The 23,878-nt window shown below is 47.9% G+C and carries 17 protein-coding genes; 12 read left to right on the forward strand and 5 right to left on the reverse strand.

Features of this window, described 5'->3' with window-relative positions:
- The first annotated feature begins 399 nt into the window (after window positions 1-399).
- The 4 genes from BREVNS_RS03315 (at window position 400) to folK (ending at window position 4,721) form a co-directional block, all read left to right on the forward strand.
- On the forward strand, window positions 400-1,200 hold the full coding sequence (locus BREVNS_RS03315) for a sigma-70 family RNA polymerase sigma factor (RefSeq protein ID WP_483427633.1): 801 nt from the start codon (window positions 400-402) through the stop codon (window positions 1,198-1,200).
- A 169-nt stretch (window positions 1,201-1,369) separates the two neighbouring features.
- The gene (locus BREVNS_RS03320) at window positions 1,370-2,911 is read left to right on the forward strand and encodes an alpha-amylase family glycosyl hydrolase (RefSeq protein WP_483427634.1); all 1,542 of its coding nucleotides are present in this window, start codon (window positions 1,370-1,372) and stop codon (window positions 2,909-2,911) included.
- A 95-nt stretch (window positions 2,912-3,006) separates the two neighbouring features.
- On the forward strand, window positions 3,007-4,236 hold the full coding sequence (locus tag BREVNS_RS03325) for a cation:proton antiporter (protein ID WP_483427635.1): 1,230 nt from the start codon (window positions 3,007-3,009) through the stop codon (window positions 4,234-4,236).
- Window positions 4,236-4,721 carry a 2-amino-4-hydroxy-6-hydroxymethyldihydropteridine diphosphokinase gene (gene folK, locus BREVNS_RS03330; RefSeq protein ID WP_483427636.1) on the forward strand — a complete coding sequence of 162 codons (486 nt, stop codon included), beginning with the start codon at window positions 4,236-4,238 and terminating at the stop codon, window positions 4,719-4,721. The genes BREVNS_RS03325 and folK overlap by 1 nt, the downstream gene beginning before the upstream one ends.
- On the opposite strand, the gene BREVNS_RS03335 is transcribed toward folK, so the two are convergent.
- Genes BREVNS_RS03335 through lysS form a run of 4 tightly spaced genes read right to left on the reverse strand, consistent with a single transcriptional unit; the run spans window position 4,681 to window position 11,187 of the window.
- On the reverse strand, window positions 4,681-5,874 hold the full coding sequence (locus tag BREVNS_RS03335) for a patatin-like phospholipase family protein (protein WP_483427637.1): 1,194 nt from the start codon (window positions 5,872-5,874) through the stop codon (window positions 4,681-4,683). The genes folK and BREVNS_RS03335 overlap by 41 nt on opposite strands.
- Before the next feature lie 15 nt (window positions 5,875-5,889).
- Window positions 5,890-7,425 carry a glutamine-hydrolyzing GMP synthase gene (gene guaA / locus BREVNS_RS03340; RefSeq protein ID WP_483427638.1) on the reverse strand — a complete coding sequence of 512 codons (1,536 nt, stop codon included), beginning with the start codon at window positions 7,423-7,425 and terminating at the stop codon, window positions 5,890-5,892.
- A complete protein-coding gene (locus BREVNS_RS03345) occupies window positions 7,425-9,689 on the reverse strand; it encodes an aconitate hydratase (protein ID WP_483427639.1) in 2,265 nt (754 codons plus the stop codon). Before BREVNS_RS03345 ends, guaA begins: the two co-directional genes overlap by 1 nt.
- Window positions 9,690-9,702: 13 nt before the next feature.
- The gene (gene lysS / locus BREVNS_RS03350) at window positions 9,703-11,187 is read right to left on the reverse strand and encodes a lysine--tRNA ligase (protein ID WP_483427640.1); all 1,485 of its coding nucleotides are present in this window, start codon (window positions 11,185-11,187) and stop codon (window positions 9,703-9,705) included.
- A 284-nt stretch (window positions 11,188-11,471) separates the two neighbouring features.
- Between lysS and BREVNS_RS03355 the strand changes: the two genes are divergently transcribed.
- The 8 genes from BREVNS_RS03355 (at window position 11,472) to BREVNS_RS03390 (ending at window position 22,217) form a co-directional block, all read left to right on the forward strand.
- Complete coding sequence (locus BREVNS_RS03355; protein WP_483427641.1) at window positions 11,472-13,925, forward strand: YfhO family protein; 2,454 nt, start codon at window positions 11,472-11,474, stop codon at window positions 13,923-13,925.
- 3 nt (window positions 13,926-13,928) lie between these two features.
- A complete protein-coding gene (gene glgX, locus BREVNS_RS03360; protein ID WP_483427642.1) occupies window positions 13,929-16,091 on the forward strand; it encodes a glycogen debranching protein GlgX in 2,163 nt (720 codons plus the stop codon).
- Between the two features lie 547 nt (window positions 16,092-16,638).
- A complete protein-coding gene (gene def, locus BREVNS_RS03365) occupies window positions 16,639-17,172 on the forward strand; it encodes a peptide deformylase (protein ID WP_483427643.1) in 534 nt (177 codons plus the stop codon).
- Window positions 17,169-18,104, forward strand: coding sequence for a methionyl-tRNA formyltransferase (gene fmt, locus BREVNS_RS03370; protein ID WP_483427644.1), 936 nt, complete (start codon window positions 17,169-17,171; stop codon window positions 18,102-18,104). The genes def and fmt overlap by 4 nt, the downstream gene beginning before the upstream one ends.
- A 14-nt stretch (window positions 18,105-18,118) precedes the next feature.
- Entirely contained in the window at window positions 18,119-19,174 is a 1,056-nt protein-coding gene (locus BREVNS_RS03375) for a PASTA domain-containing protein (protein ID WP_483427645.1), read from the forward strand.
- Window positions 19,164-19,817 carry a ribulose-phosphate 3-epimerase gene (rpe, locus tag BREVNS_RS03380; protein ID WP_483427646.1) on the forward strand — a complete coding sequence of 218 codons (654 nt, stop codon included), beginning with the start codon at window positions 19,164-19,166 and terminating at the stop codon, window positions 19,815-19,817. The genes BREVNS_RS03375 and rpe overlap by 11 nt, the downstream gene beginning before the upstream one ends.
- Complete coding sequence (lepA, locus tag BREVNS_RS03385) at window positions 19,814-21,619, forward strand: translation elongation factor 4 (protein ID WP_483427647.1); 1,806 nt, start codon at window positions 19,814-19,816, stop codon at window positions 21,617-21,619. The genes rpe and lepA overlap by 4 nt, the downstream gene beginning before the upstream one ends.
- On the forward strand, window positions 21,612-22,217 hold the full coding sequence (locus tag BREVNS_RS03390; RefSeq protein WP_483427648.1) for a Maf family protein: 606 nt from the start codon (window positions 21,612-21,614) through the stop codon (window positions 22,215-22,217). Before lepA ends, BREVNS_RS03390 begins: the two co-directional genes overlap by 8 nt.
- 341 nt (window positions 22,218-22,558) lie before the next feature.
- On the opposite strand, the gene hisS is transcribed toward BREVNS_RS03390, so the two are convergent.
- The gene (gene hisS, locus BREVNS_RS03395; RefSeq protein WP_483427649.1) at window positions 22,559-23,836 is read right to left on the reverse strand and encodes a histidine--tRNA ligase; all 1,278 of its coding nucleotides are present in this window, start codon (window positions 23,834-23,836) and stop codon (window positions 22,559-22,561) included.
- Between the last annotated feature and the right edge of the window lie 42 nt (window positions 23,837-23,878).

A 23,878-nucleotide genomic window follows, 5' to 3' on the forward strand; every position in this document is an offset into this window, starting at 1 on the left:
GCCCCCTGTGAAGCCATAAAAGAACCTCAATAAAGGATTTGAGACCCTTGCCCAGATGTTTTCTTCCCCTGTCTGGGTCAGGGGCTACGCCCCTCTCCCCCGCTTTTTCTGTTTACAAGGGCTTGTTTGTCTTTTTTTATTACTTTCTTGAGACCTTTGCACATTCGTGCAAAGGTCTCGATTTTTCTCCCCTTCTCTCAAACGAAAAAACAACTGTACACTTTTGTATACAAACCAAAAAAATGTACATTTTTGTATACAATACCTCTTGTTTTGTATACAAAAATGTACAATTCCTTTTTTTATGATTATTACTCTTTCTTATTTTCTTTTATTTCAAATAAATAAAAAATTTTTCATTTTGGCACGCTTATTGCAAAAGAAGAGCGGAGGTACAATATGAAAGAGTATCGTATTCTTAAACAATATCTCAAAGAGATTGGTCGCTATCCTCTTCTTTCCCCTGAAGAAGAGATGGAACTTGCAAGGCGTATTCAAAAGGGTGATACCAAAGCGAAAAAAACTCTCATTGAGAGTAATCTTCGCCTCGTGGTGAAGATCGCCATAGAAATGCATCAGGGAAAAATGCCTCTCATGGATATCATCCAGAATGGCAATTTAGGACTCATTCGAGCAGCAGAAAAGTTTGATCCCGAGAGAAATATCCGATTCTCCAGTTATGCCGCCTACTGGATCAAACAAAGCATCCTGCGGCATTTTCAGGAGGATGGACACCTTGAAAACATCTCCGCCCGCCAGCAGGACAAAAAACGAGCTATACGTCGGTTTATTGAGGATTTCTTTGTCAGGGAAAGCCGTCTTCCCTCGGCTTCTGAACTTGCAAGAGGCATGTCTCTCTCCCTTTTTGAGGCAGCCCAAGAACTTAAAAACTACCAGCCTCATCTCTATGAGGGACCGAACTACTCTTCTCTTGAAGACATTGCCGATTCCGAGGACATAGAAAATACCATTTGCCACCAGTGTCTCTCTGAAGAACTCGACAATCTCCTCTCCGAATTTGACGAGGACTCACAAAAACTTCTTCGTTTACGGTATGGTTTTGAAAACGAGGACTGCGCCACCCTTTCTGAACTTGCCGAACAGTTTCATATTACCGCCGAAGGGATAAGACAGCGAGAAAATCGTCTTCTTGCCGCCCTTCGAGACAAAAACCCTTCTCTCAAATACTACCTTGCCTAACCTCCATCTTCTCCTCCCCCTTCCCACACCACAGGAAAAGGGCTTCTGCCTTCTGAGCAGGGCCCTTTTTCTTTTTATTTTCCCGAACGTCGGTCCTTTTTCTTGACACTCTCGTTCTCTTCCTTATAATATAAGGATAGATTTTCAAGAGACATATCAAGGAGTTTCTATGAAGCGTTTACCCTTTTTTCTGGTTTTTGTGATTGTCTTTTTGCTGGGAAACGGGGCCTTTGCCCGTCCCTGGTGGAAGGATGCGGTGTTTTATGAGATCTTTGTGAGAAGCTTTGCTGATTCCAATGGGGATGGTATCGGAGATTTTCAGGGTATCATAAACAAACTTGACTATCTCACCAACCTTGGCATAAATGCCATCTGGCTCATGCCCATCAACCCTTCTCCTTCCTACCATGGTTATGATGTCCTTGACTACACCTCTGTGAACCCCCAGTATGGGACCATGGAGGATTTTGAGAGGCTTCTTGATGAGGCTCACCAAAGGGGAGTAAGAGTGATCATAGACCTCGTGCTCAATCATACCTCATCCACCCACCTCTGGTTTATCAACTCTTCAAAAAGAGACCCTCTCTATGACGATTTCTACATCTGGCGAAAGGACGTCACTGAATCAGGCTGGGGTCGTCCCTGGGGAGGAGGAAGCAAATGGGATGTATGGGTGAGGAATAGTACCAGAGGAGAATACTATTATGCCGCCTTCTGGAGCGGGATGCCGGATCTCAATCACCGAAGTCCAAAAGTGAAAGAAGAAGTCTACAAATTTACCCGCTTCTGGTTGGAAAAGGGCGTGGACGGTTTTCGGCTGGATGCTATTCGTTATCTCATCGAAACAGGCCCGGGAGCTGGGCAGGCTGATACCGAGGAAACCTTGGCCTGGTTTGAAAGTTTCAACCGGTATGTAAAAAGCATCAATTCCAATGCTGTCCTTGTCGGGGAGGTATGGACAGACAACCGCCGTGTTTCTAAATACTATTCCACCAATGGTATTATGGATCTCTGTTTTGACTTCGATAGAGCGGGAGCTTTTCTCTCCAGTGATAGAGACAATATCATTCGTGTGTATATGAATAACAAGCGATATTCTGCTCCGGCTGATTTTTACGCTCCTTTTCTTGCCAATCACGACCATTACCGCGCCATGAATCAGCTGCAAAACGACGAAAAACTTGCCCGGCTTGCTGCTGTGTGTCTTCTCACCGCCACAGGTACACCTTTTATCTACTATGGAGAGGAGATTGGCCTTGCTCAGCCTGATATGCCAGATGATAAATACAAACGCATGCCCCTCCCATGGAATAACGACAAAAAACGCAACTACGGTTTTACTACCGGTAAACCTTGGTTCTCCATGCCTTCCGTGAAAAGCCATGTGAATATTGAGTCCCAGCTCAAAAACAGAAATTCTCTCTTGTCTCTCTACAGAACTCTCATCGCTATTCGAAAAGAAAACAAAGAATTTCGCTCTGAGACACTTGAGATAGTGCCCAATGATAATCCCAATCTTCTCATCTACAAACGTATCGATGGCAATGATATCTCATGGGTGATGGTGAACTTCTCTACAGACAAGGAGGAGCTTCCACTTCCCGCCCTTGAGAACAAAAGGGTGAAAAACCTTGCCACTGGAAGAACCTTTGCCTTCAAAAAAGGCATGAAGATTTCTGGACTTGATTTTCTCATCCTGAAGGAAATCTAAAAAACCCCACATCTCAAGAACGATAAGTCACCACTGCCAGGATCCGGAAGAAACGGGTCCTGGCCGGGTGTTTTTCTCAAGAGAGGAGGTAATCCATGCTCAATATTCTGGTGATCCTCATCATGGTCGGTGGATGGTTGGGTGGAAGGCTTTTTCGGGCGCTTAAACTCCCCGCCCCTATCGGGATGCTTGCCTGGGGTATTGTATTGGGCATGCTCATCCGTTCCGGAATCGGAGGAAACACTCTTTCCGGCGAAGGATTAGATATCCTCAAAAAAACAGAACCCTTTCTCAAGTCGTTAGCGTTGGTGGTAATTCTCCTCCGTGGAGGACTGGGAATTCAAAGAGAAGCCCTCAATCGCCATGGCTGGACAGCCTTTTTTATGTCGTGGGTACCGGCCACCTTTGAAATGATAGGAATTTCCGTCTTACTTCATTTTGTTTTGGGATTCTCCTGGCCTATCGCCTTTTTGACTTCATGCATTCTCTCTGCTGTCTCCCTTGCGGTCGTCGTTCCCGCCATGCTTGAACTCAAACAGGCCGGGATAGGCAAGAAAAAAGATGTCCCTACCATGGTCTTAGCGGCTACTTCCCTTGACAATGTGGTGGCTGTGACCTTTTTCTCTTTAGCCCTTTCCCTGGCCCGAGGACAAACAAAAGGCCTTCTTTCCATGACGTGGGTTCTCCCGTGGAGTGTGGGGATTGGGGCTCTGGTAGGGGCTCTCACAGGCTGGTTCCTTTCTACCTATCTTGAAAAGCGCTACACCCGCATTCGGGCAACAGAGAAAGCCATTCTTATCCTGATGATGGCTCTTATGGCCATGCAGGTCGGAGATATTCTCCATGCCTCAGCACTGGTAGCCGTGGTGATGATGGGCTTTGTCCTCCTGGAACGGGCCCCTCGCGTAGCCAATGAAGTAGCCCGAAAGCTCAATGTCCTCTGGGTGGCGGCTGAGATTGTCCTTTTTGTCTTGGTGGGGATGGCCGTGGATCCAAAGCATATTCTCCAGTTAGGTCCCTTAGGTATTGTGATCATTCTGGGTGGCCTGGTCTTCCGATCGCTTGGCGTACTTCTGGCCACAGCCAGAACCTCCTGCCACTGGAAAGAGCGGCTTTTCTGTGTGATTTCTTACCTCCCCAAAGCCACCGTCCAGGCTGCCTTGGGAAGCGTTCCCTTGGCTTATGGCCTTCCTGGTGGAGAAACCATCCTGGCTTTAGCGGTTGCAGCCATTCTTATCACCTCACCATTGGGTGCATGGCTCATTGAACGCTTTTCTCTTCCCCTACTCAACGTTGACCTGCACTCTAAAGGAGACCGGTTCTAATGGCTATAACCTTCATCGGCATAGGTTCCAACCTTGGAGAGAGAAAAAGATACATTCGTTTAGCCATTGAAAAACTCTCTTTTTTGGGGAAAAACCTCTGCTATTCACACGTGTACAGAACAAAGCCCTACGGAGAGACGGACCAGCCGGATTTTCTCAATATGGTGGTCAAAATGGAAACAGACCTCTCCCCTCACTCTCTTCTTGAGCATCTCCTCAGCATAGAAACGGAACTTGGAAGAAAGCGCACCAAAAAATGGGGCCCAAGAACCATTGACCTTGATATCCTTTTTTATGACAACCTTATTCTCACTACCCCCAAACTTACCATTCCCCACCCAGATCTTCAGAACAGGGTATTTGTCCTAAAACCTCTCATGGATATAGACCCCTCTTTTGTCCATCCCACCCTTGGCAAAACTATCGCCGAACTCTGGGAAAACCTCAGGACAAGAGACGATCAGAGGCAAGAAACAAAACCTTGAGCACCTGAAGGGGGAGATGGGTCCGCTTCCCTTTGAGAAGATCGGTGAAAAGAGAAACAGCCGACGTCTTTCCGGACCAGTCATAGATATGTTTTTTCACCGTCTTCTCCCAGTCATTCCACTCATAGAGAAAAAGCCGGGGAACGCTGAGGGTATACGCCGCATACTCCATCAACGCCTCTGTTAACGACGGCAAAAAGGCATACTCATCAGGGAGATGGTGTCGTACTTCCTGTTGCCAGTTTTCAGGAGAAAAACGGACCTGCTCCTTGGCAAAAGCCTGAGAGAGAGACTTTAGCACAGCCGCCTCTTCAAAGAGTTTATCAAATTTTGCCAATGCCTTGGGATTTTTTCGATAAAAGTAACGTTTCCCCTGAATAGCCCCAAAGGTTTGCAGGGTGTCATAGTAGCCTAATTTTATCCATTTCTGAAGAATCTCTGGAACAAAATCAAACTCCCCACCAAAATTCATGGTGTTTTTAATATAAACGGTTTCCGTTCCGGCTATCTCAGGTGGGCGGTTATTGCCTATTCCTGAATTATCCACCACAATAATCCTGCGATATCCCCGTTGTTTTGCTAATTCGTGGGGGATATTGTTATAAAGGCCCCCATCAATAAAACTGGTACCTCCAATTCTTGGGCTTTTGAAACCTGGAAAAGCCGCACTGGCCAAAAGATAGGAAGCCCAGGTTCCCGGCTTTGTCTCTGAAAGAAAAACCTTGAGAGGGGAGAAATCACTCAGTTTCACGCTGATAAGCCCTATATCAAGCCCGCTTCGTCGAAGCTTTGGTTCATCGAGATACGCCTCAATGAGTTGACGAAGAGGCTGGGTATCAAGCCCACCTTCTTTCAGAGCGTTTTTCAAAAAACTCTGGAGTACAGGAAGATTCTTTTTGGTGAGAACAAAACGCCCGTTTTGAAGAAGCTCCGGTGGAAGGACAAGAACCTGAGTGATGGAAAGATTTGACCAGAGCTGTTCCGCACGAAAATAATCCCCCTGCCCAATAAGACAAGCATTGATAGCCCCTACCGAAGTGCCAAAGATAGCCTCAAGGCGAATGCCCATCTCCCGGAGGGCCTTCCACACCCCTATATGATACGCTCCCTTGGCACCCCCTCCCCCTAAAACAAGGGCATAGCCTTTTGCCATACCTCCCTCCCTTTTTTACTCCCACTCTATGGTTGCCGGTGGCTTGGAAGTAATATCATACACCACCCTGTTGATCCCCGGAATCTCCCGCACAATACGGTTGGCCACTCTCTCCAAAAGATCAAGGGGAAGTCTTCCCCACTCCGCCGTCATCCCATCCGAGCTTGTCACGCTTCGCAGGGCTATCACATGCCCATAGGAGCGTTCATCCCCCATGACCCCCACACTTCGGATCGGAAGAAACACGGCAAAGGCCTGCCACACCCTGTCATAATACCCGCTTGCCTTGAGTTCAGAGATAAAGATATGGTCGGCCTTCCGAAGGATATCCAGTTTTTCTGAAGTAATCTCCCCGAGGATCCGTACCGCAAGCCCCGGCCCAGGGAAAGGATGTCTGCCTAAAATATCCTCTGGAATCCCAAGGATCCTTGCTACCTCTCTCACCTCGTCCTTGAAAAGAAACTTGAAAGGCTCAATAATCCTTCCCTGTTTTTCGAGTTCTTCCACCTCTTTGACACGATTGTGGTGTGTTTTGATCGTCTGAGAAGGACCTTTTACCGCATTTGACTCAATGACATCAGGATACAACGTTCCCTGGATCAGAAAATCAAAATCATGAAGCCCATGATAAAAGACATCTACAAACACCTTTCCGATAATCTTTCGTTTCTGTTCCGGATCAGTAACCCCCTGAAGCGCAGAGAGAAAACGATCCGTAGCATCAATATACTCTACCGTGAGCCCCAATCTTTCTCGCAGGTTATAGAGCACCTCCTCGGCCTCCTGATAACGCAAAAGACCATTGTTGACAAAGATAGCCTTGACATCTGTCCCAAGAGCCCGATGAGCAAGCACCGCAAGCGTGGTAGAATCCACTCCTCCACTCACCCCAAGCACCACCCGTTTCCCACGACACTTGCTCTGCAAGTCCTGGATGGTTTTCTCCACAAAGTTCTCCATGGTCCAGTTCATCGATGCCCGGGCAATGAGCTTCACAAAATTGGAGAGAAGAATACGCCCATCCTCGGTATGAGCAACCTCGGGATGAAACTGCACACAATAAATCGGTTTCGTCCTGTGTTCAATAGCCGTGAGAGCCCCGTCCTGACTTTTGGCCACAATCTCAAACCCCTCCGGAAGCCCAAGAACCGAATCCCCATGACTCATCCATATCACGGAATTATCCCGCACCCCCTGAAAGAGAAGACTCTCCCTTTTGAGAAGATCAAGAAAGGCCTTTCCATACTCCCGGTGAAGGCTTCTTTCTACCCTCCCCCCTAAAAGATGAGCCGTGAGTTGCATCCCATAACAAATGCCAAGAATAGGAATACCCAGTTCATACATCTCCGGGGAAATCATAGGGGCATGGGGATCAGAAACACTTGATGGTCCCCCGGAAAGCACAATGCCGGCGGGTTCCATCGCCTTCAGTTCTTCTAAAGAAAGGGTATAGGGATAGATCTCAGAAAAAACCCCAAGTTCACGGATACGACGCGCAATCAGCTGAGTATACTGAGACCCAAAATCAAGGATGACAATACTCCCTTTCATTATTTCTTCCCCTGAGAAGTGATAAGATTCAGGGCACTGCCTGCCTTGAACCAGGCTATCTGTGTTTCACTGTAGCTGTGCTGACAAGGGATAACCTCACTTGTCCCATCACGATGGTGAAGGACAACCTCAAGGATCTTTCCTGGCTGAAGAGCCGTCGCCGGGATATCAATCCTATCATCCTCTTGAATCTTTTCATAATCGCTTTCATTCACAAAGGTAAGGGCAAGAAGTCCCTGTTTTTTGAGATTGGTCTCATGAATACGGGCAAAGCTTCTGGCTATCACTGCCACCCCTCCAAGGTGCCTTGGTTCCATGGCGGCGTGCTCACGACTTGAACCCTCTCCGTAGTTCCTATCCCCAATAATCACCCAGGGAATACGATTGGCTTTGTACATCCTGGCAACTTCTGCAGGGGTCTGATATTCTCCGGTGAGAAGATTCTTCACCTTGCCTGTTTCTCCTGTGAAGGCATTGGTCGCCCCCAAAAGAAGGTTATTGGAGATGTTATCAAGGTGTCCACGATACTTCAGCCACGGACCAGCCATAGAAATATGGTCTGTCGTACACTTCCCTGAAACCTTCATGAGTACACGACAATCCCTGAAATCCTCTCCATTCCAGGGAGAAAATCGGTCAAGAAGCTGAAGCCTATCACTGGTAGGCGACACAATAATCCGCACACTCTTTGGATCCTCCGCAGGGGGAAGAAGCCCTAAAGAAACCTCCTTTGAAAACACCTCAGGAAGTTCCTGTCCACAAGGCTCCGGGAGAGAGACATCACGTCCATCCGAAAGCCGAATGGTATCACGCCGCGGATCAAAGTCAAGCCGCCCTGCCAAACTCACCGCTACCACCATTTCAGGGCTTGCCACAAAGGCGTAGGTGTTGGGGTTCCCATCAGCCCTTTTGGCAAAATTACGATTGAAGGTGGTCACAATGGTATTTCGTGTATTGGGGGCCATATCATAACGATCCCACATCCCAATACAGGGACCACAGGTATTGGAGAGAATCACCGCCCCCGCCTGTCGAAACACCTCAAGTATCCCATCCTTCTCAAGGGTAGCCCGAATCTGATCAGACCCTGGACTGAGATAGAGTTTGGCTTTGGGTTTTATCCCCATGCTCATCGCTTCCCTCAAGAGAAAAGCTGCACGGGAAAGATCCTCATAACTTGAGTTTGTACAACTTCCAATAAGCCCGGCACTGACTTCAGCAGGATAGTTTTCCTTTTCGATAGCCTCTCGTATGGTAGAGAGAGGATGGGCTAAATCAGGGGTAAAAGGCCCATTGAGATGGGGTTCCAGGGAGGAGAGATCTATCTCTATCACCTGATCATAGAAAACGTGCGGATTCTTTTCCACTTCGTCATCCATACGAAGATGTGGAGCCACAGCCTCTGCCATTGCCGCCACCTCTTCCCGGCCGGTTCTTCGCAAATACTCCGCCATCTTCTCATCATAGGGGAAAACCGACGAAGTGGCCCCAAGTTCAGCCCCCATATTGCAGATGGTGGCTTTTCCGGTTGCGGAAAGGGCACGGGCACCTGGTCCAAAATACTCCATCACACATCCTGTCCCACCCTTCACGGTGAGTTTCCCAAGAAGGGCAAGAATCACATCCTTGGGAGAAGCCCATCCCTGAAGCCTTCCTGTGAGTTTCACTCCGATAATCTTAGGCCACTTCAGTTCCCAGGGGATTCCTACCATCACATCCACCGCATCCGAACCACCAACACCGATCCCCATCATCCCCAGCCCACCGGCATTCGGGGTATGGGAATCTGTTCCTATCATCATCCCGCCGGGGAAGGCATAGTTTTCAAGCACAATCTGATGAATAATACCGGCTCCCGGTTCCCAGAAGTGAATATTGTACCGCAAAGCCATAGAACGGAGAAAATCATACACCTCCTGGTTTTCCACAAGAGCCCGTTTCAGATCACTCTCTGCCCCATCTCTCGCCTGCACTAAATGATCACAGTGGATAGAAGCAGGCACCACGGTTGTTTCCTTGTCCGCATGAATAAACTGAAGAAGAGCCATCTGGGCCGTCGCATCCTGCATGGCCACCCGATCAGGCTGAAACTCTGCATAGGACTTGCCCCTTTCATAGGCTTTCACTTCCGCCCCATCAAAGAGATGATTGTACAGAATCTTTTCCGTTAAGGTAAGGGGTCGACCTAAAATTTTTCTTGCTTTCTCCACAGTCTCAGGATAACGTGCGTAGCAACGCTGGATAATCTCCTTGTGATACACCATCGCTTGCTCCTTGTTAGTCTTTTGCCATAGGCTTCATCGTCGGGAAGAGAATGGTATCCCGAATGGAATTGGTATCAATAAAGATCATCGCCAAACGATCGATCCCAATCCCCATACCACCTGTGGGCGGCATCCCATACTCAAGGGCTGTCACATAGTCCTCGTCCATATACATGGCCTCATCATCCCCCTGGCTTTTCCGTTTCACCTGTTCCAAAAAGCGCTGTTTCTGCACAAAGGGATCATTGAGCTCAGAAAAGGCATTGCCAAGTTCACGGCCAAAGGCATAGGGTTCAAAGCGCTCTACAAACTCCGGATCATCCTCCTTGTACTTGGCAAGGGGAGAAATCTCGGCTGGATACTCATAGATGATCACCGGCTCCATGAGATTCGGCTCCACCTTCTTTTCAAAAATGAGATTGAGAATCTCCCATTTGCCCATATAGGCATCAATCTCTTCAATACCTGCCTTCTGCGCTGCCTTCACGGCATCCTCTCTCGTTTTGACAAGAGAAACATCCACACCGGCATACTCCTTCAAGGCATCAACATAGCGGAGTTTACGCCAATTGCCAAAGTCAACCTCCTGTCCCTGATAGGTGAAACGGGTGCTTCCCTTCAGGTGGATGGCCAACTCCTTCATAAGCGTTTCAAAAATCTCCATCATGGTGGAATAATCAGCATACGCCTGATAAAGTTCAAGCATGGTAAACTCGGGATTATGTCGGGTATCTATCCCCTCGTTTCTGAAGTTTCGATTGAGTTCAAATACCCTGTCAAACCCACCCACAATCAAGCGCTTCAAGAAAAGTTCCGGGGCAATACGAAGATAGAGATCCATATCAAGGGCATTGTGATGAGTGATAAAGGGACGGGCCGACGCTCCTCCAGGAATCACCTGCATCATCGGCGTTTCTACCTCAAGAAAACCGCGGTTCTCCAAAAACCGCCGAATATATTGAATCATCCGGAAACGGATCAAAAAGTCCTGTTTCACCTTTTCATTGACAATGAGATCAAGATAACGCTGACGATAGCGCACCTCTACATCCGTAAGCCCATGAAATTTCTCAGGGAGACCTAAAAGCGCCTTGGCAAGTAACACAAACCCCTTGACCAGAATAGTGATCTCTCCCTTGTGGGTACGAAAAACATCCCCTTCAACCCCAATAATATCTCCCACATCAAGAAGCTTGAAACGCTCAAAAAGCTCATCGCCAAGCACATCCTTGCGGGCATAAATCTGAATATTACCCTCAGGATCCCGCAAGGTAGCAAAGGTCGCCTTGCCAAAATCCCTGAGAAGCATAATACGACCCGCTGCCTTCACTGCAAATTCCTTCTCTCCACTCTCAACAAAGCGTTTCTTTATATCCTCAGAAAGATCCTGTCTGTCATAACGGTTGGGATAGGGATTGTACCCCATCTTTTTCCAGGTTTCTAACTTGAGTAGTCTACTCTGTCTCTCATCACTCAACGGGGTAACATGCTCGTTCATGCGGCCTCCTTCACTATAGAATAGCCTGTATTATAAAGCAAACAAAGGAAATTGGCAATTTTGAGAACAGTTACAACTCAGGTGAAACATCGTTTTTCGAAAACATGAGACCTTTGCACATTCTTGCAAGGGTCTCAAGGTATGCGGTCTTGTGTGAAGATAACTCTTCTGTATAAGTGTGGAACAACATCCCTACAGAGAGCCTGAGTATATCCTTCTCTCTTTCTTGCAATCTTCTCCATATCTATTTATAATTTATCAAATCTAATTCACAAGGAGTCTCTATGGAAAAGAAATCCTCCGTTTTCATCCTTTTTACCTTTGTGGTGGGTGTTCTTGTTCTTCTCTTCTGGCCAACCTTTTTGGGCTATCCGCTTCAGGGAATTGATGGGTCTATTGGGATCATCAAGGCTGTCCAGCAAAGCATCCAGAACACCTCCGGCCAATGGCATCACTTCTACTGGATGGGGAGTGGAAGCACTGATCTCCCCCCCTATCTCTATCACCTTGCTCTCCGCATCTTACCCGCCATGTGGCTTCAGAATATCTACTACCCCCTGATGCTCTTTTTGGCCATCGTTGGCATGTGGGTATGGCTTCGCCGCATGGAAAGAAGCCCCTGGGCATCCCTTTTCGGGACCCTTGCCTATGGTCTCATGCCACACTGGGTCTCACTTGTGTTTGGGGGACATCTTCTTGTGTTTGAGGCACTCGCCTGGCTTCCGTGGCTTCTATGGGCACTTACCAACACCTTTCGTACCACAGGCTGGCGCTGGATTGCCTGGGCTGGACTAAGCGGGACCTTCTGGGGACTTCTCATGAACGCTGATATCCAGCGGGGTTTTTATCTCTCGCTTGTAGCCGCCACCATGGTTCTTCTCATATGGTGGGAAAAAAGACCCAAAACTTCGTTCTTGTCCTCACTGGCTCTCCTCGCCACACGATCTCTTGTAGTAAGTGTTCTTCTACTTTCTGTCATGAGTGTCACCCTTGGGGGGTGGCTTTCTATCCTTGAAGGGAGAAAAAGCCTCCAGCAAAATCCGTCTTCTTTTGGCGGATGGGAATTTGCCACCCAGTTTTCTCAGGACCCAAGAGAACTCATAGACAACCTTGCCTTTGGGTATCATGGGAAACTCTCCGGTGACCCCTCCGCTCCCTACTGGGGAACAAAAGAATTCAATGGAAATAGTGACTCTCTCGGTTTCTTTTTGGTCATTTTTGGTCTTTTGGGCTTTGGCTTTCTCTTTCAGAAAAACACCCCAAAAGAAGAAAAGCGCTGGCTTCTCTTCTGGGGAATCTGGACACTTCTTGGTCTTCTCCTTGCTTTTGGAAAATTCTGGCCTGGAAAACCCCTTTACTGGCTTTTTTATCATCTCCCCCTTATGTCTTCCTTCCGTGTTCCCCTCAAGTGGCTCATAGTAACGGGATTAGGGCTTGTGGTGCTCTCCACCTATGCCTTTGACAAAATACGCCTTGCCATCAAAGAATCCAATCTCTCCCTCTGGAAGACGCTTGGCAAAATTTCTTTAGGGCTTGTTGGAGTGAGTCTCGTCTGGCTTTTCTATCATCTCCTCAGTGCAGAGAGTCTTGCTCAGACTCTCTATCCCACTCTCAAGGGATACGCCTCCGTAGCGGTAGAAAATCGGGGCTGGGCACTTTTTCGGATGTTCGCGTTTTCTCTTGTTCTCGCTATCTCAAGCGGTCTCATTCTTCTCTCTCTTGGAAGCAAAACCATCTCCGATAAAGAAAAACTCCTTGCTCAAAGAGTAGCTTCTGCTCTCATATTCGCCGGTATGCTCTTTGATACCATTACCATCAATGACTTTTACTTTGACAAAGCCTTCGTGAAAGAAGGGACGGCTTTCTACCGCCAGGATGAACTCATCACCAATCTCAAGAAAACCAAAGCCCCCTTCCGGGTAGCCCCCTCTCTTTTGATACTCCAGAACGACCGTATTTTCCCCGTGCCCGTATGTAGCATAAGACAGGCTTACCTCACCTACGACTTTCTCTACCACGGCATAGAAGCCTTTGATATACCGGCTGAATCAGCGGTGGACAGTTCCCTTCAGAGGTTTATGCTGGCCAACTATATCTCCTCGGGCGTCAAAGAACCACAAAGTCTTGACGACGTCCTTGCCGCGAATCTTCCCATCTTCCGTATGGCCAACGTAGCCTACCTTATCCTTGATGCCATGATCACCAACACCAATTATCCCCTGATGGGAATATGGCGGGATAAATCAGGCCAGCCACATGCCGTGTACGCCATCAGTGGAAGTTTGTCCCGGGTAGCATGGTTTGGGACAAGCGTCTCGGTGAAAAACGAAGAAGAGGCCTATACCCTCCTCTCCCGTCCTGACTGGCCCCGTACCACCTCCATCATTGTCGAAAACGGCCAGGACCTCACCAATCTCACAAAGACAAACGCTTCTCTTTCCCTGATGGCCTATAAGCCATCTTCGCTCTCCATTTCTGTTGAAAGTCCCACAGACGGCTATGTTCTTCTCGCTACCCGCTACCACAAACAATGGAAGGCTCGCCTGGACGGAAGAGAGGTTCCCATCCTCAAGGCCAACATTGCCCAGATGGCCATCTTTGTGCCCGCCGGCAAGCATTCCCTTGTCCTCTCGTATGAAGCAGCCTTTGTCCCTCAACTCCTTGCCTGGATGGGTGTTCTTGTGGGAGTGGGCTGTATTCTCTGGCTTCTTTTCACACGACCAAAAGAAACGAGGTAGCCTATGCAGCTTGAGGAAAAACGAGGAGATCTCCACATCGAACCAGGGAGCCCTTATCTTTTAGGGGCAACCCTCACCCACACCGGTTGCAATTTTGCCATTTTCTCCAGACACGCCACAAGGGTGTTTCTCCTTCTTTTTGACCATTATCAGGATAGAGAACCTCGTTATATCATCCAGCTACACCCTGAGAAGCACCGCACAGGGGATATATGGCACGTCTTTGTTCACGGCATCACCAGCGGGCAATGTTATGGCTATGTGATGGACGGTCCCTACTGGCCAGAAAAAAAAGGCCACCGTTTCAATCGAAACAAACTCCTTCTTGACCCTTATGCCAAAGCCATTACAGGATACTATCAATGGGAGGATCCCGCCTCGTATGGGTATGATATCTACTCTCCCTTTGGGGATCTTTCGTTTAGCCCTTTGACCAATTTTCATACTCTTTCCAAATCACAGGTGGTAAGTGATACGGATTTTGACTGGGAGGGGGACAAACCCCTGCATATTCCCCTCAAAGACACCATCATCTATGAACTCCATGTCAGGGGATATACCAAACACCCCACCTCGGGTGTCACCTATCCCGGCACCTATCTTGGTCTCATTGAGAAGATCCCATATCTCAAAGAACTTGGCATCACCACGGTAGAACTTCTCCCCATTCATGCCTTCAACCCCTATGAAAATATCCACACCAATCCCCTCACGGGGGAACGCCTCAAAAACTTCTGGGGATACTCTACACTCGGGTTCTTTGCCCCTGCCAACTGGTATGCTACTGAAGAAGATGGGCTACGGGCCGTCAAAGAATTCAAAACCATGGTCAAGGCCTTTCACAAGGCAGGCATTGAGGTTATCCTTGATGTGGTCTATAACCACACCGCTGAAGGCAATGAACTGGGCCCAACCGTGAGCTTTCGGGGAATTGACAACAGTATCTACTATATGCTTGAAAACGGTCGCTACTACAAAAACTATTCAGGCTGTGGAAACACCATGAACTGCAACCACCCCGTGGTCAAACGCTTGATCCTCGATAGTTTGCGCTACTGGGTGATTGATATGCATGTGGACGGCTTCCGTTTTGATTTAGCCGCCATCTTAGGTCGGGATATGGCTGGAAACTGGATCCCCGATTATTCCATCTTGGGGGAAATCAGTCAGGACCCCATCCTCTCTCGTTCCAAAATCATTGCTGAAGGGTGGGATGCCAGTGGTCTCTATGCGGTGGGAAATTTTCCCCCTGGATGGTCAGAATGGAACGGGCGTTTTCGAGATGATGTGCGTTCTTTTGTCCGCAGTGATGAGGGAAAGGTGCCAGAAATTGCCAAACGGATCTGCGGCAGCTATGATATCTTTTTCCAGACCAATCGAAAACCGCAGCATTCTATCAATTTCATCACCTCTCACGATGGTTTTACTCTCGCCGATCTCGTGAGTTATAACACCAAACATAACGAGGCCAATGGGGAAAACAACCAGGATGGAGACAACAACAACCTGAGCTGGAACTGTGGAGTAGAGGGCGAAACAAACGATCCCTCCATTCTTCACCTCAGGCGCAAACAGATGAAAAACCTCATCACCATCCTCATGCTCTCTCAGGGAACCCCCATGATTCATGCGGGGGATGAGTTCGGTTTTTCCAAGAAAGGAAATAACAACACCTATTGTCAGGACAACGAATACAACTGGCTCGACTGGAGCCTGTTAGAGAAAAATCGGGAATTCTACGAATTCGTGCGATTTCTCATCCATTTCCGAAAGTCCTATCTGCCCTTCAAGCGAGAAACTTTTTTCGTCGCTGGAGATGAAGAAAAGGACGGCGATATCTTCTGGCATGGAGTGGAACTCTTTGAACCAGATTGGAGCCACTATTCCCGGAGTGTCGCCTTTCTTCTCAAGGGGAACCGATGGGATAACCCCTACACCGAAATCAGCGCCCCCAATCTCTATTGTATTCTCAATGCTTACTGGGAGAATTTGGCCTTCCATATCCCGGAACCCTCGCAGGGTGGTCAATGGGAGATGATGATCAATACGGAACTTTCGCCGGGATTCTTTGAGTCCCCCCACCGCCCTGTCATCGAAGAACCCATTATTACGGTTTCTCCTCGAAGCATCATTGTCCTCATTGAAAAAAATCTGCATAATGCATAATGCACATTTTTGCATATTATACAAGTGCAATATTGTGCATTTTGAAGATAAGTCTTCTTGAGGTCCCATTTTGTATTGATAGGCTATCTTCTTGATAAAAAATAACTTAAATAAAAAGAAAAAGAAATTTGACTTCTGGCACAGAATTTGCTATATTTTATTTGCCCCCTTAAATATATAGAGGTCCCGTCTACCCCCGGCGGGGCCTCTCTCTTTTTTTGTGCCTTTTACCTTGTTCTCAGGGAAAACTCAAAACATACCTCCTCGTTTTTTCGTCCCCCTCCCTATAAATGAGACCTTTGCACGAATGTGCGAAGGTCTCAAAAAAGTAATAAAAAAACAAAAAGTAGTATAAAAATATTTCTTTTCGCAATCAATAATCCTATTTTTTTGAATAAAAAAGACAAACCAGCCCTTGTGAACAGAAAAATCGGGGTTTCAGGGGCGCAGCCCCTGACCCAAACAGGGGAAGAAAACACCCGCGCAAGGGTCTCTAAATTTTACTTTCTCCTCGTTTTGCCTTACAATATGTAGAAGAGGTTTTTGTATGGCAAAGCATGAAGTTATCACTTATGGACATCCCGTTTTGAGGCAGGTGGCCAAACCTGTGGGCAAAGTAGATGAAAGGATACGAGCTATCATCCAGGATATGATGGAAGCCCTTGCTGAAGAGGAAGGCATTGGACTGGCTGCTCCCCAGATAGGGATTTCTGAGCGAATTGTGATTATTGATCTCTCCAAATCCGGTCAGCAAACAAAGATGGCCCTCCTTAACCCTGAGATTATCTTCTCTTCCAAGGATAGTGTTCCCTACGAAGAGGGATGTCTCTCTATCCCAGAGGTATGGGGAACCGTGTACAGACCTTCTTTCATCAAGGTCAAAGCCAAAACCACAACGGGCAAAAGTATTGTCATTGAGGCAGATGAAATCCTGGCGAGAGTCCTCCAGCACGAGATAGACCATCTCAATGGAAAGCTCTTCATTGATTACCTCTCAGAAGAGGACAAAGCCAAAAATGCGGAAAAAATCTCCGCTCTTCTTGAAGAAAATAGAAAAAAATTAGGGCATGTGGCTTTATGAGGATTGTTTTTTGGGGGAGTTCGGATTTTTCCCTACCATCACTTGAAAGAATAGCCCGGGAGGGATGGATTGTCGGGGTAGTAACCAACCCAGACAAACCCTACGGAAGGGGAATGCGTGAACTTCACAAAACTCCCGTCAAGCTCTGGGCAGAAAACCACAACGTCCCATGCCTCCAGCCGGAAAAACTCAAGGAAGAATTCTTTCTGGAAAGTCTTCGCTCCCTGAAAGCAGACCTTTTTGTGGTGGTATCGTATGGTCGGATTCTTCCCCCTGTGATACTCACCATGCCCCCAGCGGGTTGTATTAACCTTCATGCCTCCCTTTTGCCCAAATATCGAGGGGCTTCCCCTATTCAGGCGGCCATCCTCCATGGAGATCCTGAAACAGGCAATACCATTCAGTATATGAGTGAAACCCTGGATGCCGGTGATATCATCCTTCAATCCCGTCTTCCCATCGAACCTCATGACACCTATCCTTCCCTTGCTCAAAAACTCTCTCTCGATGGGGCAGAACTCCTTGCACAGGCTATCCAGAAAATCCAGAAAGGGAATGCCCCTCGTATCCCTCAGGACCATAGCCAGGCCACGTATGCCCCTCTCATCAAACGAGAGGACGGTTATGTGGACTTTGCCTCTTTGTCTGCTGATGAGATCGAGAGACGCTTTCGTGCTTACGAACCATGGCCCGGCATTTTCACCACCTATCATCAGAGTAAAACCCCGTTTCTCCTCCATCTCACCGCGATAGAAAAAGAGAACCGCTCCGGAGAAGGTGGCATAGTCCTCCAGGCAGATAAAAATGCCCTTGTTGTGGCTTGCAGAGAACATTCTCTTCGGTTATGGCGAGTAAAGCCTGCTGGAAAAAAAGAAATTGACCATATTGGCTTTATAAACGGCTACCGACCAGTGGTCGGAAAACCATTTTAGACAAGGAGTACACCATGCAAGACTGGAAGTACAGAATTCGCCTTTTCTTTGAAAAAGTAGAAGACAAATGGGTACGTTATTTCTCCGCCCAGAATGTGGACATTTACCGCAGGATCTTTCGCAAGATGGTCTTTTTTGCCATTCTCAGCGGTATTGTCGCCCTTTTCGTCATCTCGACCGTCCTTTCTATACACCGAATAGCCGCCCCGAAAACCAAGGTTCCTGCAGTAAAATCCCTTGAACTCTTTGATGCCGTACGCATCCTGCAGGAAAGGGGGCTTGCTATTGACATCGAAACCAAATTCGAACCAAGCGTTCCTCGCTATATTGTGATTGACCAGTTCCCCAAGCCCGGCATCACCGTCCGACAGGGACGAACGGTCAAAATTTTAGTGAGTATGGGCAAAGACACCTATACCGTTCCCTACCTCGTAGGCAAAACGAGAGAAGAGGCTGAAAATCTGCTTCGTCAGCTCAATATCCCCTATGAGATTACGGTCATCCAATCAGATGAGTACGCTCTCAATACTGTGGTCAGCCAGGACAAAAAGGAAAACCTCGTGGTGGATAGAAGCGAAAAACTTATGCTTATCGTCAATTCTGATCTCAAATCCACCGAAGCACGTGTTCCCTCGCTTCTTGGCAAGAGTATTGACACAGCCGCCCGGGATGCTATCAGTGCAGGTCTCTCGGTCAAACTTCTTCCCTTCCTCACTGATGATGAAACCAAAGAGGGTATTGTGATGGCTCAATCTCTCGAAGCCAATACCGTCGTTCCAAAGAACACGGAGATAGCCCTTGAAGTGGGTATTTATGCACGAGTGCCTTCAGCCACTCAGTACAGGTATTATCTCTTTACCCATACCGTGCGTTCCATGAATGAAGCCGATACCTCGGATGTGTCCATTCTTGTGGTGATGGTTGATGAGAACTCAAGGCCTATTCAACTCTTTAATAGTACGGCTTCCCAGGGGCAGCTCATCGTTATCCCCTTCAAGGCTTTGGGGACGGCCACGGTTCAGGTCTTCATCAACAACTCCCTCGTGAGGGAAGAAACCTATGTCCCATAGGATCGCCCCTTCCATCTTTGCCGCTGATTTCTGGGACCTTGGAAACGCCATCCGCCTCTGTGAGAAAGCCGGCGTCGATGGGATCCACTACGATGTGATGGATAATCATTTTGTCCCCAATATCTCCTTTGGTCCCAAAACCATTGCGGATCTCTGTACGAGAACTAAGCTCCCGGGGGATGTTCACCTCATGATTGATCTCCACAGGGGAATTGACGACTATCTTTCTCTTCCCGTGGAGTATATCACCCTCCATGTAGAAAGCCTTTCCCCGCAGGATGTGTCTCTTTTAGACAAAATCCGACAGGCCGGAAAAAAAGCCGGGCTTTCTCTCAAACCCGGCACAAGCCCTGAGGTTCTTTTGCCTTACTTAGACAAACTGGAGCTTATCCTTGTCATGACAGTAGAACCTGGTTTCTCAGGCCAGAAGTTTCAGGAGGCGATGCTTCCAAAGATCCGGCAGGTGCGTGATATGATCCAGAATCGCCCTATAACGCTTCAGGTGGATGGAGGAGTCAATCGTGAAACCTACCGGCAGGTTCTCGAAGCCGGTGCCGATTTTCTTGTGATTGGGAGCGCCTTTTTTGCCGACAAAGACCCAGAAGCATGGGTGAGCACCATTCACCAGGAGGAAAAAGCATGAGTTATCAGCAGTTTATACGAAATTTTTCTATCATCGCCCACATTGATCACGGAAAATCCACCCTTTCCGATAGACTTCTTGAGGCTATGGGTCTTCTCAAAGACAAAAGTAGCGAACAGGTCCTTGATTCCATGGAAGTAGAGAAGGAACATGGGATTACCGTCAAGGCTCATACGGTGACCGGCTTTTATCAGGCGGCTGATGGGCAAACCTACCAGCTCAATTTTATTGACACCCCAGGTCATGTGGACTTCAACTATGAGGTGTCCCGAAGCCTTCGGGCGTGCGAAGGGGTGCTTCTGGTGATTGATGCCACCCAGGGGATCCAGGCACAGACTCTCTCAAACTTTTATCTTGCCCTTGAAGAGAATCTCACCATCATCCCAGTGATTAACAAGATAGATCTTCCCAGCGCCCATATTGATATGGTCAAAGAACAGATTGAAAAAGACCTCGGGCTTGACCCGGAAGAGGCCCTTCTCATCAGCGCCAAAACAGGCCTTGGTATAGACACCGTTCTTGAGGCTATTGTGAAGCGTATTCCCGCCCCAAAAGGGGATATCCACGCCCCTCTCAAGGCGCTGGTTTTTGACTCTTACTACGACAGTTATCTCGGCGTCGTCGCCAAGGTGCGCATCTTCGATGGAAGTGTCAAAAAGGGTGATCCTATTACCTTTATGCTTTCTCAGAAAAACTATCAGGTAGAAGAGGTCGGCTACACCCAGATCAAACTTGTCTCCACCTCTGAACTCCGGGCTGGTGAGGTGGGATATCTCACAGCGGCTATCAAATCCATCTCCGACTTTGGGGTAGGAGACACCATCACCCGCACCGATCGCCCCTGCAATGAACCCCTCCCGGGATACAAAGAGGTGAAACCCTACGTCTTTGCCGGGCTCTTTCCCGCTGAAGGAGAAGACTTTGAAGATCTCCACGAAGCCCTTTTGAAACTCAAACTCAACGACGCCGCCCTCACCTTTGAAAAATGGAATTCCGCCGCTCTCGGCATGGGTTTCAAGTGTGGCTTTCTGGGTCTTCTCCATCTCCAGATAGTCCAGGAAAGGCTTGACAAGGAGTTCGATCTTGCGATCATTACTACCATCCCCTCGGTGGAATACAGGATTACCCTTTCTGATGGGACAGTGATGATGATAGAATCAGCCACCGAACTCCCTGAACAGAGCAAAATCCGTCAGATAGAAGAACCCTTTGTTCTTTCTCATATCATTGTGCCCAATGAATATCTGGGGGCTATTCTTCAGCTCATTCAGGATAGACGGGGCATCCAGCGGAATATGATCTATATTGATTCGGGTCGGGTTGAGATTATCGCCGAACTTCCCCTCGCTGAAATCATCTATGATTTCTATGACAAACTCAAGTCCTTCTCGCGTGGGTATGCTTCTTTTGACTACGAGTTTTTAGAATTCCGTCCAAGCGAGATTATCAAACTCGATATTTTGGTGAACGGCAAGGTGGTGGATGCCCTTGCCCAGATGGTGCACAAGGACAGTGCCTACGAACGAGGTCGGTCCGTGGTCACCAGACTTCGGGATCTTATTCCCCAGCATCTCTTTGTTATCCCCATCCAGGCGGCCATAGGAAGCAAGATCATCGCCAGAGAAACCATCAAGGCCCTGCGTAAAGATGTGCTTGCCAAGTGTTATGGGGGGGATATTACCCGAAAACGAAAACTCCTCGAAAAACAAAAAGAGGGAAAAAAACGCATGCGAACCATTGGGAACGTCGATATCCCCCAGGAAGCCTTCATCGAAGTCCTCAAGAGGGGAGACAATGAGTAATCGTATCATCCTCGCCAGCGCCTCCATAGGGCGAAAGATGCTCTTTGAACAAACCGTGCGGGACTTTGTGATTGAGATCTCCGATGTGGACGAAGAGAGGTTCTCCCATGAGGACCCCCGAGAACTTCCCCGTATCCTTGCTGAAGCCAAAGGACAGGTCATCTCCCAGCGTTTTCCCGATGATTACGTCTTTGCCTTTGACACCATTGTCCTCTGTGAAGGAAAAATCATCGGAAAACCGAAAGACAAAGAAGAGGCAAAGGCTTTCCTGCGGTTTCTCTCAGGCAAACGCCAGTCGGTTATCTCCGGATACGCCTTTTTTCACCAGAACAAACACATTGCCGAAAGCGGTGCTGAAGAGACCATCCTCTCTTTTGCCCCCCTCTCTGAGGAGTTCATTGAAAACTATGTGAACTCGCATCCCGTCACCCGCTTTGCCGGGGGATACGCCATCCAGAATGACGACCAGTTCATTCACATTGAGAAAGGGAGTTTTGACGTCATTGTAGGCGCCCCTATGGACAGAGTGATCGCTTTTCTGAAAAAAGAAGGCCTTGAAAAGAGGCTTCTACGGATTCCCGAACACTACAGGGTATAACGTTCAGAGACCTTTGCACGAATGTGCGAAGGTCTCAAAAAAGTAATAAAAAAATAAAAATAGTATAAAAATATTCCTTATCATAATAAATAATTCTACTTTTTTGAATAAAAAAAGACAAATAGGCCCTTGTAAACAGAAAAAACGGGGTTTCAGGGGCGTAGCCCCTGACCCAAACAGGGGAAGAAAACACCCGTGCAAGGGTCTCAATTATTCTACTTTTTTGAATAAAAAAGACAAATAAGCCCTTGTAAACAGAAAAATCGGGGGAGAGGGGCGTAGCCCCTGACCCAGACAGGCAAAGAAAACATCCGTGCAGGGGTCTCATTTAGGGCAGACTTTCAGTCAGCCTTTTCCTTCTTGGCTCGAAGAAAGGCCACAATTTCCGCTGGAGAATCCTGGATCTGTTCCCCCGTCTGGAGATTGCGAAGGGTCCATATCCCTTTCTGGACCTCATCCTCTCCAAGAAGAACGGCATAAGAAGACCGCAACTTGTCCGCTGATTTGAGATGCTTTTTGAGCTGGGTATATCGAAATTCCGTCGTGGCTGAGATCCCATGCTCTCTCAAAAAGGAAAGTGCTTGCCACACCGCCTGGGAAAGGCTCTCCCCTATACCAGCCACATACACAAACGGGGGCCTGTAAAAGTCTGTTCGCTTTTTCCCCGTTGAAGCTTCAATCACCATGGCCAGTCTTTCCATTCCCATAGCAAAACCCGTGGCCGGTGTATCCATTCCCCCTAAATCCTTCACCAAATAGTCGTACCTCCCACCAGCAGAAAAGGTACTCTGAGCCCCTAAAGAAGCACTCTTGAACTCAAAGACCGTGCGGTTATAATAATCAAGCCCTCTCACAAGATAGGGATCAATCTCAAAAGCTATTCCCAAGGAGGTGAGAGAAGCCTTGACAGCCTCAAAATGAGCCTGGCAGGCCTCACAGAGATGTTCATACTGAAGAGGCGCCTGACGAACAATACGTTGACAGATCTCTTCTTTGCAATCAAGCACACGAAGAGGATTGATGGTAAGTCGCATCTGACAATCCTCACACAAACCGTCCTTGTGAGAGGTGAGATACTCGGTAAGTCTCTGCTGATACACGGGACGACACTCCCGACAACCAATAGAGTTGAGATACAAGGTCACCCCTGTAATACCAAGGCGTTTGGCCAAATGATGGTTAATGGCTATCAACTCCACATCGGCATCTGGCGAAGGGTCTCCTATAAGTTCAAACCCAAACTGAGTAAACTGACGATATCGCCCTGCTTGAGGATTCTCCGCACGAAACATAGGACCGATGTAGAAAAGCCGCTGGGTATGCCCGCTCATATGAAGGCCATTCTCAATGTAGAGCCGAACTGCCCCGGCGGTTCCCTCGGGACGAAGAGCCACCAATCGATGACCCCTATCCTCAAACACATACATCTCTTTTTTCACCACAATATCAGAACTATCCCCTACTCCCCTCTGAAAAAGATTGGCATACTCCAGAATAGGAAACTGTATCTCTTTGTAGCCATAGAGACCGGCAATAGAACTCACCTCCTGCATCACGTAGCGAAAAAAATCGCTCTCAGAAGGGAGAATATCATAGGTGCCTTTGAGTTTCTGATACATACATGCTCCTCATCATCTTCAGATGGCATGGAGTTTCTGCCA

Origin of the sequence: Longinema margulisiae (genome assembly GCF_025266855.1) — a bacterium.
Classification (GTDB): Bacteria; Spirochaetota; Brevinematia; order Brevinematales; family Thermospiraceae; genus Thermospira.

Bases quoted from the DNA above. Each gene is read 5' to 3' on its own strand.
- BREVNS_RS03315 (WP_483427633.1), top strand. From the start codon at position 400: ATGAAAGAGTATCGTATTCTTAAACAATATCTCAAAGAGATTGGTCGC.
- BREVNS_RS03320 (WP_483427634.1), top strand. From the start codon at position 1,370: ATGAAGCGTTTACCCTTTTTTCTGGTTTTTGTGATTGTCTTTTTGCTG.
- BREVNS_RS03325 (WP_483427635.1), top strand. From the start codon at position 3,007: ATGCTCAATATTCTGGTGATCCTCATCATGGTCGGTGGATGGTTGGGT.
- folK (WP_483427636.1), top strand. From the start codon at position 4,236: ATGGCTATAACCTTCATCGGCATAGGTTCCAACCTTGGAGAGAGAAAA.
- BREVNS_RS03335 (WP_483427637.1), bottom strand. From the start codon at position 5,874: ATGGCAAAAGGCTATGCCCTTGTTTTAGGGGGAGGGGGTGCCAAGGGA.
- guaA (WP_483427638.1), bottom strand. From the start codon at position 7,425: ATGAAAGGGAGTATTGTCATCCTTGATTTTGGGTCTCAGTATACTCAG.
- BREVNS_RS03345 (WP_483427639.1), bottom strand. From the start codon at position 9,689: ATGGTGTATCACAAGGAGATTATCCAGCGTTGCTACGCACGTTATCCT.
- lysS (WP_483427640.1), bottom strand. From the start codon at position 11,187: ATGAACGAGCATGTTACCCCGTTGAGTGATGAGAGACAGAGTAGACTA.
- BREVNS_RS03355 (WP_483427641.1), top strand. From the start codon at position 11,472: ATGGAAAAGAAATCCTCCGTTTTCATCCTTTTTACCTTTGTGGTGGGT.
- glgX (WP_483427642.1), top strand. From the start codon at position 13,929: ATGCAGCTTGAGGAAAAACGAGGAGATCTCCACATCGAACCAGGGAGC.
- def (WP_483427643.1), top strand. From the start codon at position 16,639: ATGGCAAAGCATGAAGTTATCACTTATGGACATCCCGTTTTGAGGCAG.
- fmt (WP_483427644.1), top strand. From the start codon at position 17,169: ATGAGGATTGTTTTTTGGGGGAGTTCGGATTTTTCCCTACCATCACTT.
- BREVNS_RS03375 (WP_483427645.1), top strand. From the start codon at position 18,119: ATGCAAGACTGGAAGTACAGAATTCGCCTTTTCTTTGAAAAAGTAGAA.
- rpe (WP_483427646.1), top strand. From the start codon at position 19,164: ATGTCCCATAGGATCGCCCCTTCCATCTTTGCCGCTGATTTCTGGGAC.
- lepA (WP_483427647.1), top strand. From the start codon at position 19,814: ATGAGTTATCAGCAGTTTATACGAAATTTTTCTATCATCGCCCACATT.
- BREVNS_RS03390 (WP_483427648.1), top strand. From the start codon at position 21,612: ATGAGTAATCGTATCATCCTCGCCAGCGCCTCCATAGGGCGAAAGATG.
- hisS (WP_483427649.1), bottom strand. From the start codon at position 23,836: ATGTATCAGAAACTCAAAGGCACCTATGATATTCTCCCTTCTGAGAGC.